Annotated in this window: 11 protein-coding genes; 2 read left to right on the top strand and 9 right to left on the bottom strand. The window is 51.2% G+C overall.

The genetic code is table 11. The features are described from left to right. The first annotated feature begins 91 nt into the window (after positions 1-91). On the top strand, positions 92-1,054 hold the full coding sequence (gene manA, locus B9L19_RS00335; protein ID WP_047752461.1) for a mannose-6-phosphate isomerase, class I: 963 nt from the start codon (positions 92-94) through the stop codon (positions 1,052-1,054). A 128-nt stretch (positions 1,055-1,182) separates the two neighbouring features. Here manA and B9L19_RS00330 read toward each other — a convergent pair whose 3' ends face one another. Further along, positions 1,183-2,337: a glycerate kinase gene (locus tag B9L19_RS00330; protein ID WP_047752460.1), complete on the bottom strand. Its 1,155-nt coding sequence runs from the start codon at positions 2,335-2,337 to the stop codon at positions 1,183-1,185. A gap of 677 nt (positions 2,338-3,014) precedes the next feature. Here B9L19_RS00330 and B9L19_RS00325 point away from each other — a divergent pair. Next, a complete protein-coding gene (locus tag B9L19_RS00325) occupies positions 3,015-4,253 on the top strand; it encodes a GGDEF domain-containing protein (RefSeq protein ID WP_025949222.1) in 1,239 nt (412 codons plus the stop codon). 81 nt (positions 4,254-4,334) lie between these two features. Here B9L19_RS00325 and rlmH read toward each other — a convergent pair whose 3' ends face one another. The 8 genes from rlmH to yycF form a co-directional block, all read right to left on the bottom strand. Further along, the gene (gene rlmH, locus B9L19_RS00320) at positions 4,335-4,814 is read right to left on the bottom strand and encodes a 23S rRNA (pseudouridine(1915)-N(3))-methyltransferase RlmH (protein WP_025949223.1); all 480 of its coding nucleotides are present in this window, start codon (positions 4,812-4,814) and stop codon (positions 4,335-4,337) included. 84 nt (positions 4,815-4,898) lie between these two features. Then, on the bottom strand, positions 4,899-5,051 hold the full coding sequence (locus B9L19_RS00315; RefSeq protein WP_011232932.1) for a CxxH/CxxC protein: 153 nt from the start codon (positions 5,049-5,051) through the stop codon (positions 4,899-4,901). 54 nt (positions 5,052-5,105) lie between these two features. Beyond that, entirely contained in the window at positions 5,106-6,326 is a 1,221-nt protein-coding gene (locus B9L19_RS00310) for a S1C family serine protease (protein ID WP_025949224.1), read from the bottom strand. Between the two features lie 101 nt (positions 6,327-6,427). After that, positions 6,428-7,222: an MBL fold metallo-hydrolase gene (locus tag B9L19_RS00305; RefSeq protein WP_025949225.1), complete on the bottom strand. Its 795-nt coding sequence runs from the start codon at positions 7,220-7,222 to the stop codon at positions 6,428-6,430. A gap of 6 nt (positions 7,223-7,228) precedes the next feature. Beyond that, positions 7,229-8,011 (bottom strand): two-component system regulatory protein YycI, encoded by a 783-nt coding sequence (locus tag B9L19_RS00300; RefSeq protein ID WP_025949226.1) that lies wholly within the window; start codon positions 8,009-8,011, stop codon positions 7,229-7,231. Then, positions 7,998-9,326, bottom strand: a complete 1,329-nt coding sequence (locus tag B9L19_RS00295) for a YycH family regulatory protein (RefSeq protein WP_025949227.1) — start codon at positions 9,324-9,326, stop codon at positions 7,998-8,000. The genes B9L19_RS00300 and B9L19_RS00295 overlap by 14 nt, the downstream gene beginning before the upstream one ends. Beyond that, positions 9,319-11,148 (bottom strand): cell wall metabolism sensor histidine kinase WalK, encoded by a 1,830-nt coding sequence (gene walK, locus B9L19_RS00290; protein WP_025949228.1) that lies wholly within the window; start codon positions 11,146-11,148, stop codon positions 9,319-9,321. The genes B9L19_RS00295 and walK overlap by 8 nt, the downstream gene beginning before the upstream one ends. Positions 11,149-11,154: 6 nt before the next feature. Further along, positions 11,155-11,868 (bottom strand): response regulator YycF, encoded by a 714-nt coding sequence (gene yycF, locus B9L19_RS00285; protein WP_025949229.1) that lies wholly within the window; start codon positions 11,866-11,868, stop codon positions 11,155-11,157. Positions 11,869-12,036: the final 168 nt, after the last annotated feature.

The raw sequence follows: 12,036 nt of genomic DNA, 5'->3' as shown, positions 1-12,036 counted from the left end.
TATCGTTTTCATTTGCCGATCGCGCATTTCGTGATAAGATGAAAATGAGAGTGGACTGTATGTTGCATGATGTTTTCGGGAGGGATGACGCATGGACCTTGAACCGATTTTTCTCACCCCTGTCTTCCAAGAACGGATTTGGGGCGGCACGAAGCTCGCCGAACGATTCGGCTACGACATTCCGTCTTCGCAAATAGGGGAATGCTGGGCGGTGTCCGCTCATCCGCATGGGCAGACGGTCGTCGCCAGCGGACCATTTCAAGGGATGACGCTTGGTCAATTATGGGAGGAACGCCGCGATTTGTTCGGCCACTTCCCGTCTGACCGCTTTCCGTTGTTGACGAAAATTTTAGACGCCAACGCCGATTTGTCCGTCCAGGTTCACCCGGATGATGAATACGCAAAAACGCACGAAGGCGGAGAGCTCGGCAAAACGGAATGTTGGTACATTATCGATTGCAAGCCGGGCGCTGAGCTCATTTACGGCCATTACGCCGAGACGAAGGAGCAGCTGCGCGCCATGATGGAGGCGGGGGAGTGGGAGCGCTTGCTCCGGAAAGTGCCGATCCGCCCGGGCGACTTCTTCTATGTCCCGAGCGGCACGATCCACGCCCTTTGCGAAGGAACGCTCGTCCTCGAGACGCAGCAAAGCTCGGATACGACATATCGCGTCTACGACTACGACCGTGTGGACAGCCAAGGGCGCAGGCGGGAACTTCATCTCGAGAAAGCGATTGACGTCACGACTGTCCCGCACTGCGACATCAACATCCGCCCCCATGTCGCCGAAGTCCCGGGCGCGACCGTGACGACATTCGTGGAAGGCGACTACTTCGGCGTCCAAAAATGGGACATCCGCGGCGCATTCGAATCAGAGCAGGCGAAACCGTTTCTCATCGTCAGCATCCTCGAAGGCGAAGGCGAGCTCGTCCGCGAAGGACAGACATACTCGCTTCGCTGTGGCGACCATTTCATTTTGCCGCACCAATTCGGCCGTTTCACCATTCGCGGCTCCCTCCAGGCGATCGCGTCGTGGCCGCGGACAGGCAAATAAACGCGGGTGTCCCAAAAGATTGGGGACACCCGTTCTCATTATCGTATATAGCAACAATAATGACCGAATGGTGTTCCATTTAAGGGGCGTCGCCTTTTTGGGCCAGCCCCTTCTTTTTGTCGAAAATATTAACGGAAGGATTGTTTTCCTATTTGGCCAAGACGGTATACGGACGCAATATGCCGCGCCGTTTGTGTCACATACTGTTCCGCCTGCTCAAACGCTTTCTCAAGCGGAATGACGCCCGGAACGATCGTAAATAGCGCGTCAATGCCGTGGTCCAATACGGCCGCACTGTCGTCGCCCAGCGATCCGGCGATGCCGATGACGGGGACGCCGAACCGCTTCGCTGTCTTGGCGACGCCAATCGGTGTTTTGCCAAATACCGTTTGTCCATCGATTCGCCCTTCTCCGGTGATGACTAAGTCTGCCCCTTTGACGCGCTCGGCGAGCTGAACCGTCTCGATCACAATATCAACGCCGCGCTTCAGCTCAGCCGGAAGAAACGCAAGCAGCCCCGCTCCCAAGCCCCCGGCCGCGCCGGCGCCGGGAATGTCGCCGACTTGTTTGCCGAGATCGCGTCGGATGACATCTGCGTAATGCGCCAAATTCCGGTCGAGAACGGCGACCATGTCCGGTGTCGCCCCCTTTTGCGGACCGAAAATGGCCGACGCTCCGTTCGGACCGGTAAGCGGGTTGTCGACGTCGCACGCCACGTCAATGCGGACTCCCCCAAGACGCGGGTCGAGACCGGAAAGGTCAATCGCATGCAAATCGGCTAGCGCGCCGCCGCCCGGACCGATGTCGCAGCCGTCTTCGTCCAAAAGCCTTCCCCCAAGCGCCTGCACCATGCCCGCCCCACCGTCGTTCGTCGCGCTGCCGCCAATGCCGATGATGAGGTGGGTGGCGCCGGCATCCAGCGCTGCAAGGATCAACTCCCCTGTCCCTCGCGTCGTCGTCACCAATGGGTTGCGCTGTTCGCGCGGGACAAGGTGCAGCCCTGAGGCGGCGGCCATCTCAATCACCGCCGTCTTCCCATCGCCAAGCAAGCCAAAAAACGCCCGCACCGGCTCGCCGAGCGGACCGGTCACTTCCGTTTCGACGATGCGGCCGCCGGTCGCATCAACGAGCGAACGCACCGTCCCTTCCCCGCCGTCGGCCATCGGCACCTTAACGTATTCTGCCTCCGGAAACACCGTGCGAAACCCACGCTCGACCGCCTCGGCGACTTCGAGCGCTGAAAGGCTTTCTTTAAACGAATCTGGAGCAATGACGACTTTCATACTTGTTTTCCTCCCTGAAATATCATAATGGAACGACCTACAAACCATAACGAGGCGAACGAAGCCGGCAAACACCCGCACAATGCAAACGCCGGCCTGAAGCGACATATGTGATCACCGTGACAACGCCGCCCTTTTATATTGTTTTCGCCAACTAGAAGGCTGCTTCCTTTATCCACCGTCAAGCCAGTGAAACGTAGATACAAGACAAATTGGCGGCCGTCGCAGCTCTCCCTTTTTTATAAAGAATCGAGCCGCATCATTCATCGTGTCAAATTTTGACGAAAAAAGATGAAAACGGACGTTCTTTTCCCTATTTTCAGAATTGGTCATATAGTACTATAATAAGATTAGGAATGATGTTCGTTTGTTCCTATAGGGGACATAATGGGGTCTTTGCCAAAAGCAGCGCTTAGCTGTTTCAGAACCTGCTTAAGGGGAATCGTCAGTAAATCGATGTTTGGGATACATGACAGCGCAAGAAGACACCTCAGTTGTCCAATACATGTTGTAGGTGTTGAAGCACATGATGGACGCCGCCAAGCATCGTCTGTCCAATGATCCAGGTTGATAGCCAAAAGCCACCGACTGGCATAGGGGTGGTCATTCTCTTTTTTGACGTCGCTTCGCCGCGGCCGAAGTTGTCAGATGTCAGATTTATAGGAGAGAGAGCCGAGATGTTACACCGAGCACGACCGATCATTTTTGCTATTTTTTCCGCATCCATTGCTGTTGTGTTTGTGTCAAAACCGCCTTCCTTCGATCGCACCTATGTCATCGCTTTGTTGTTTTATTGGCTGTTTTCCAGCTTGTATTCACACTTGCGCGTCGTCGATAAAACAAAAAACAATATCCCGGTTGACTACGGCATCAATTACAGCTTGTCGTTCGCCTTGTTTGCCGGCCCTCTCGGATTGCTTATTTTTGAATCGCTGTTTCGCTTGACCGAACATCTGACAAAAAAATATTTAAAAACAGCGGAACCGGATGAATGGCTGCACACGTTGTACAACATCGGCTCATTTGTGACGTTCAACTCATTGGCATTCGCTCTATACAACCTCCTCAACCCGCTGTTTCAATCCGTTCCGCTTATCGGGTTTTGGCTGCTCGTTTTTCTGCTCGTCGCCATCGTTTCATTGCTGACCGATTGCTGTCTCATCATCGTTTTTTATCTCACTGGCGATATTCGGACACAAGGCGAAGCGCTTGATTTTATTAAAACAAGAAGCTGGACAGACATGGGAAAAACAGCGCTGACAAACGGTCTGTTGTTTCTCTTTTTGCAAGAACGGCGGTGGGATATACTCTTAAGCTTATTTTTGCTTAATTACTTCGTGAGTCGCTCGTTCTTTTCCAAATCACAAAGCATCCAGCATAAACTAGAACGCGACCACTTCGAAAAAATGGCCTACACTGACTTTTTGACCGGCGTTCACAACCGCGCCTACATGGATCAAACGATCGCCAAGCTAAACGGATCCGGTGAATGGATTGGCGTCGTCGTCGCCGATATCGACAATTTTAAAACGATCAACGACACGTATAGCCACGCCGTCGGCGACGAAGTAATCCGCCATTTCGCCTCGACGTTGAAGCAATTTCTTCAGGAAGATGATTTTTTGTTCCGCAGCGGCGGCGAAGAGTTTACGATGTTTTTGCGCCATCGCACGTTTGAAGAAAGCGTCCGGCTTGTCGAAGAGATTCGAGAAGCAGTGCGCCGCAGCACCGTGTTGGTCGATTATATGGCGGCGAAACGTCCCATTGCCTATACGTCGTCGTTCGGTCTTTACTTTTGTCAAGCAGAAGGAACGATGTCAATTGAAAAAGCGTACATTTATGCCGACCATTTATTGCTCCGTTCGAAAGAAAGCGGCAAAAATAAAGTATCAGCCCAATGCGGGGGAGCTGCATAAATTAGGCGGCTCTCCCTTGACTTTTTCCTTAGCGCAACCTACGGTAAAACGGTTCAATTGATAAACAAGCGGAAATTTCCCTTACTTATGATACGGTTCCCCCCGGTTGATCCGAAATGCGCGATAAATCTGCTCGAGCAAAATGAGGCGCATCAGCTGGTGTGGAAACGTCATTTTCGAAAACGACAGCGTCTCATCAGCGCGCGCCATCACTTGTTTGCTTAAGCCAAGCGAACCGCCGATGACGAACACTACTTTGCTTTTGCCATAGGTGGCGAGCTCATCGAGACGGGCGGCGAATTGCTCGGACGATTTCATCTTTCCTTCAATCGCGAGCGCGATGACGTGGGCGTCATGCGGAATTTTCGCCAGCAGCCGTCCCCCCTCGCGCTCTTTGATTTGTTCCTCCTCAAGTTCGCTCGCCCGCTCCGGCGTTTTTTCATCAGCGACTTCGATGATGTCGATTTTGGCGTATGCGGACAGACGCTTTGTATATTCATGAATTCCAGCGATTAAATATTTTTCCTTCAATTTACCCACAGCGACAATGGAAATATGCACAAACAACCCCTGCCTTATAAACAGCTTATCAACAAGATTTATCCACATATACACAACACATATCCACATGTTGTGAAAAAACTGTTATCCTCCTACGACATATACAGCTTGTTTCGAGCAAAAATAGCACTGTTTTTCGCTGTTGTCCACAGGCAGGAGATCCGGCGCCTGTTCTGTTTCATCTACATATTGATCAATGGCGATGTCGACATGTTCTTCACATGTGAATATCATCATTCTCGCTCCTTTCCTTGTGGAAAAAAGAAGGAGCGTTTCCGCTCCTCCCTGTTTTTAATATGACTCACGCGCCAGCTTCATCGTGACCGTGCGTTTTTTCCCATCACGATAAAACGTGACTTCCATCCGGTCACCAATCGATTTTTTCGTATACAAATACTTGCGCAAATCGAGCACATTCCGGATTTTTTCGCCGTCAAGCGCCACGATGACATCAAACTGTTTTAAGCCCGCCTGTGCGGCCGGCGACATCGGCACGACTTGAATGACCGCCGCTCCTTCTGTTACGTTCGGCGGCAAATGGAGCGTCGCCTGCAAATGGTACGATGGGATGTCGCTCAGCGAGCGAAGTTCAACGCCCATATACGGACGGCGCACTTGTCCGTATTTTTCCAAGTCCGAAATGATCGGAATGGCCGTGTTGATCGGGATCGCGAACCCGATGCCTTCAACCGCCTCTTGGGCGATTTTCATCGAGTTGATGCCGATGACTTGCCCTTTGATATTGACGAGAGCGCCGCCGCTGTTGCCCGGGTTGATCGCTGCATCTGTCTGCAATACTTCTGCGTTCCAGTCTGGAGCGCCGTCTTCGTCCAAATCAACTTCGACCGTCCGGTTCGTTCCGGAAATAATGCCTTGTGTCACCGAGCCGGCAAACTGCAAACCGAGCGGGTTGCCGATGGCAATGACTGGCTCGCCTGGCTTCACCGTATCGGAGTTGCCGAACTGGGCGACTTTTTTCACATGCTTCGCGTCAATTTCCAAGACGGCTAAATCCATCAGCACATCGCTGCCCAGCAACTTCGCCGGCACTCTCGTCCCATCTTTGAGGCTCACTTCGAGCTGACTGGCGTTTTCAACAACATGATGGTTCGTGACGATAAACGCCCGTCCTCCCGCTTTCTTGTAAATGACGCCCGATCCGACGCCAGCCTCGCCTCCTTGCGACCAGAAGCTGGCTTCTTGAATGTTGACAACGCCGACAACCGCATCCGACACTTGGTCGATCGCCTTTGTCACCGCCGTCGTCACATCAACGGAAACACTCTGCCGAATCGGTGGAGTTCCATTTTCCTCTGTTTTTGGCTCTTCCTCTGCTCTTTGATTCGGCACAACATCATACGGGAGGATATCCCAACGGGAAAGCGCCGGAATGGACATGAGGACGAGCAGCCCTCCTAACACGGCGCCGACAAGCGCGGAAACAAACGATCCGCTGCGCCGCTTCCTCCTCGTTTGTTCGTACGGCTCATAATGGTCGTCGTAGTATCCCATGCTCACCATCCTTTCCACATTCGTCTCCATCCCTCATTATAATCATGAACAGGAGAAAAAATCCAACAAATGCGTCTCCCTCCGTTTCGGCAAAACGGGCTTTATACATACGCCAGCGCCGTCGCCCGACGCGGATCGGTATCATACAAACGAAAGCGGGCGCCGACCGCTAAGCCTTTCTGTTCCAACACTTGCGTCACGGTCATGCGCGCCAGCTCTTTCATATTGTTATCTTGGCTCAAATGGGCCAAATAAATTTGCTTTGTCCGGTCGCCAATCACGTCAGCAAGCGCCAAACCCGCTTCCTCATTCGAAATATGGCCGACATCGCTTAAAATGCGGCGCTTGACGCTCCATGGATATCTCCCCATCCTCAGCATGCCAACGTCATGATTGCTTTCCAACACGAACACATCCGCGTTTTCAATCGTCTTTTTGATCCGCTCGCTCACGTAGCCGGTATCGGTGAGCAACGCAAGCTTTTTCCCTTCATAGTGGAAAACGTAAAACATCGGCTCGGCGGCGTCGTGAGAGACGCCGAACGATTCGACGTCAACATCGCCGAACGTCCTTACCGCGCCGAGCGGAAAGACAAATTTTTGCTCGGGCGGAATGTCGCCTACCGCTTGTTCCATCGCCCGCCACGTTTTTTCATTGGCATACACCGGCAGCCGATACTTGCGGGCAAGCACCCCGAGCCCTTTAATATGGTCGCTATGTTCATGGGTGACAAGCAGCGCATCAAGCTGCTTGGGATGGCGGCCGATCTGGGCAAACAACTCCTCAAGCTGCTTGCCGCTCAAACCGGCGTCAACAAGCAGGCGCTGACGGTTTGTCTCAATGTAAAAGGCATTGCCGGTGCTGCCGCTGGCCAGCACACTAAATCGCATCGTCATGTTCTTTCACTCCAGCACATTTCCTTGATCATTGATCACTTGCCCTTCAAACGCATTGACGAAATAGTCTTCCTTCCGATTGACAACAATATGCCAAGTTGGAGTCAACACTTGGGATGCAGTAAATTGAACAAGCCCGTAATAGCCAAGCTCCACTTTCGTGACGCGGTCGCCCGGCTGCAAATGCCCTTTTCGGTACAACGTCTCAATGGCTTTAATCGCCGGGACGATATCTTGCTTCCGCTCGTACTTTTCCAAGTCGCTGAGCATCGTCTGTTCATACGACAGCGCTTCCCGTCTCCCGTTGACATGGATGACGAGCTTGCTGTTTTCATTGCCGTAAATCATCTTACCGTCATACACTTGGTAGCAGGTCAAGATTCCTTGTTTTTCATCAAACGACCAAAAGGCATATTGCCCGCCGCCGATGATGTAGCGCTGCAAAAACTCACGCAGCTGGTATGGATCGTCAATCGGCAGCGCAACCGGATCGATGAACGTCCCTTTGACTTTCGTTTCTCCTTCGATTTTCACTTTTTGCCCGGGCAGCTTTTTTACATCCGCCATGGTGAATGAGCGGCTTTTGCCGCTGACATACGCCGCTTTCGTCACTTCTTTAGGCAGATCCACATACGTAATGCCGTTCGCCTCAAGCTGCTCTTCAATCGTCGTTTCCAAAATGACATCGAGCTGGCTGCTGTTTCGTTTTTCCATAAACTGATAGCCTAAAAAGCAGTCGAGGATGAGGAACACCATAATAAAAATCGTCTTCGTTTTACTCCAGTCCATTTGTTCCCCCTCCTCCCGCCTCATCGCTCGTGTCCACCTTTTTCCACGTTTGTCCGTACAAGTAGAACCATGCCGGTTCAAGGCGGATGACTTTTTCCCGCTCCGGATCTTTGATGAGCTCATAGCCGATGGCGATATCTTTGATGAGCGATTTGCGAACGCCTTTCGTCTGTTCGAACCAGTTGACGACCTCATGGCCGGACGGCAGCGTTTTTGGTGTGCGGTTGCGATCCGCGATTTCAAGGCGGAAGAGCGGACGCTGGTATTTCATCAAATCGGACGCTCCCCACGTCTCCACGATTTCTGACATGCCGTATTCATTAAAGACTGGATAGCCGTTGACGACAAGCCGGAACGTGACTTTTCGATCCTCCTCGCTCCAGCGGGCGAAATGATACAGATCCGTCCAACCGCCATGCTCATTGACGAAATCAATGCTTTTTTGGATGATATGGGTTTCTTGCTCCGTTTGTCCCATATTCGAGACGCGCGCTGCTGGATTCACATACAGCAGCATCCGTTGAAGAAAATCGACGTCCATCAGCCGCGAACCGTCTGTATATTCTTCGCCAAACGGAATCAAATCTTTTTTGACAAAGCTTGGATCGCTAAAGAGCGCTTCTTTAAACTTGTCTGCGTCCAGCTCGTCGGTATAATATTGCAGACTGCTGAGCACCACTTCTTTTTCCGGCAAATACAACTGCTTCGTTTCGCTGACCGGATAAGCAAAATAACGCGGAAAATGGCTCGCTTCTTTCGCCAGCCGGCCGATCGCCGATAAGGAGGCATCGCTGGCAATCGCTTTGTAAATTTTGCGTTTGTCGGTCGCGATGAAGTAGATGGGGAACTCGTCCTTCCCGCCGAGCGGGACGAGCAGGCGGTCAAACGCCAAGCCGTCGAGCCCCCTGTCATCGATCGTGAAAATCAATCGGTATATGTCGATCGGCACCTCATCGGGGTAAATGATCTCAAGCCGCTCTTTGCCATTTAAAAACGATAAAAACTTCCCTTGCGGAACAGAAGATGAAACATCTTCGAAATCGTCAAGCGTCCATCTTCTCATTTCTTTCAGCACTTCATTTTTCTCTTCGTCTTTCGTCACAGCATAGGGGACGCCGTTTTTATGAATGAGAATCTGCTTTGGCTGCACGACCATCGCTGTGTCCACTTGCGTGTTGCTCACGGAGACATGTTGAATGTATTCATCGTTTTGCAACACATCGTATTTCGGATGATAGGTCCATAAAGCAAACGTTAAGGTAATGCTGATGAGCACAAGCAACGTCAACACGATGGTTTTGATCGTTTCATACATCGCACCAGTCATCCTTTTGCTCGCGTTCTAGCGGCAGCGTAAAATAAATCGTCGTTCCTTTATGCTCCTTGCTTTCTGCCCAAATCGCCCCGCCATGGGCAAGAACGACTTCTTTGGCAATGGCCAGCCCAAGCCCCGTACCGCCCAATTTGCGCGACCTAGCCTTGTCGACCCGGTAAAACCGTTCGAAAATTTTGGCCAAGTCGGCTTTCGGAATGCCGACTCCTTCGTCGCTGACGCTGACAATGATTTCATCAGAAAGTTTGCGGACGCGAAATGTAATCGTCCCGCCTTGCGGAGAGTATTTCAAAGCGTTCGAAATAATGTTGTCTAACACTTGCGTAATTTTATCTTCATCAACTTCAATAAAAATCGCCTCGCGCGGAATTTTGCGAACGAACCGAATGTTGTCGCTTTTCGTCAACTCAAATCGGTCAATGACTTTATGGAAATAGGCTGAAAAATTGATCCACGTTTTCTTCAGCTTGTAGTCTTTGCTGTCGAGCTTGGACAGATGGAGCAAGTCGTTGACGAGCCGAATCATCCGTTCCGTTTCATTTTGCACGACTTGAATGAACCTCGGCGCGATGTCTTTATCTTGCCAAGCGCCGTCAGCAAGCGCTTCTAAGTAGCTTTTCATCGTGGTGAGCGGCGTGCGCAATTCATGCGACACATTGGCGACAAACTGCCGCCGCTCGCGGTCGATTTTTTCCTGTTCGGTAATGTCGTGCAAAACGACGATCAACCCATTGACAAATCCGCCCTCTTTTTGAATCACCGACAACGACGCGCGCAAAATATATAGTTCCTCATCCGTGCTGAAATCTAAAATGAGCGAATCGCGCTCCTCAAGCAACGTTTCAAACGTATACTGGTCGGCAATGCCAAGCACGTCGACGATCGAACTCGACAGCACTGTTTCACGTGAAACATTCAAAATGTTTAACGCTGCATCGTTAATGAGAATGACGCGCCCGCGACGGTCGGTCGCAATGACGCCATCCGTCATATGCGTCAAGACGGACTCGAGCTTGCGCCGTTCCCCTTCCGTCGTCGCCTGCGCTTCCTGCAGTTTTTTGGTCAGGTTATTGAACGTCATCGCCAATTGGCCGATTTCATCATAGCCGTACACTTTGACCTTGCGGGAGAAATCTCCCCTCGTCATCGCCAGCGCTTGCCGGCGCATATCGGAAATCGGCCGGGTGATCGTGCGCGACAAAAAAATGCCGAGCACGGCGGTAATGGCGAGAGCGATCCCCGTCCCGGTCGCCAAAATCATATTAATTTGCCGCATTTGCGAAAAGACGTTTTCCATCGAGGCGATGACGTAAATGACACCTTTGATTTCGCCGCTCGTTTTGATCGGAGTCGACGAAATGTACATGCGATGTCCTGTTTTCGAATCGAGCAGCATCTGGTCAACCATTTCACCCGTAACAAGTGAACGCTTTACATAAATTTCTGTTGTTCGTTTTCCGACGATGTTTTGCGTGTATGGATTCGATGTCGCCAACACCTTCCCTTTGGCATCAATGACGCGCACTTCGGAAATGTCTTGGGAAACGAAATCATGAAGAAGCGAACGGATGTCTTCTTCCAATGTCGGGCTTTTTTCATCGCGCTCCCGATTCATCGCCTGCTCGACGTTATAGGCGAGCAACGTCACCCGTTCGTTTAATGAGTTTTTAAAGTTCTGCACAAGCTCCGTTTCCAGCTTGCGAACGAAGTACACGCCGATGATTTGCATGGCGACGAGAATCAGTAATACATAAATGATGACAAACTTAAAATGAATCGAACGGAATGGACCTACTTTTTTCATGCTGGCTCATGACTCCTGTTCGGGATTGCGCAAGTAATAGCCGACGCCCCGTCTTGTGACGATCCAATTCGGGTGGGAAGGGTTGTCCTCAATTTTTTCACGCAGACGTCTTACTGTCACGTCCACGGTGCGCACATCGCCATAGTAATCGTAGCCCCAGACGGTTTGCAGCAAATGCTCGCGCGTCATCACTTGGCCGATATGCTTTGCCAAGTAATGAAGCAGTTCAAATTCGCGGTGGGTCAGTTCAATCGTTTCCCCCCGCTTTTGCACGGCATATGCGTCCGGACGGATGACGAGCGGGCCAATGACAATTTCATTTGTTTCGTTTTCTCCTTCTTCTTGGTTGGCCGTTTGCGCATGGCGGCGCAAGTTTGCCTTCACCCGCGCCAGGAGCTCGCGCGTGCTGAACGGCTTTGTCACATAATCGTCCGCACCAAGCTCCAACCCAAGCACTTTATCAATCTCGGAATCTTTCGCTGTCAGCATAATGATCGGCATATCATACTTTTTCCGCACTTCACGGCATACTTCCATGCCGTCTTTCAGCGGCAGCATAATATCCAATAAAATCAAGTCCGGCATCGTTTCTTCGACTTTTTGCAGCGCTTCTTCGCCGTCGTAGGCGCAAATGACTTCATATCCTTCTTTTTGCAAATTAAATTGCAAAATATCAGCAATCGGTTTTTCATCATCAACGACTAAAATGCGTTTTTCCATCTCGCTCACATCCTTCCATTTGCGATGGAATCCTATCATTACTAATTTACCATGTTATGAACATGAAATCATCCTTTGCCGATTGCCATTTTGAGGAGCCGATCAAAGAAAAAAGCATAGACGCGCGCGCATCTATGCCTGTCGTTTGCATTGTTTATACGCTGCCTG

The organism is Geobacillus thermocatenulatus, from assembly GCF_002217655.1.
GTDB lineage: Bacteria > Bacillota > Bacilli > Bacillales > Anoxybacillaceae > Geobacillus > Geobacillus thermocatenulatus.
Note: the sequence above shows the minus strand (reverse complement) of the source record. Positions and strands in the feature narration are given on the sequence as shown.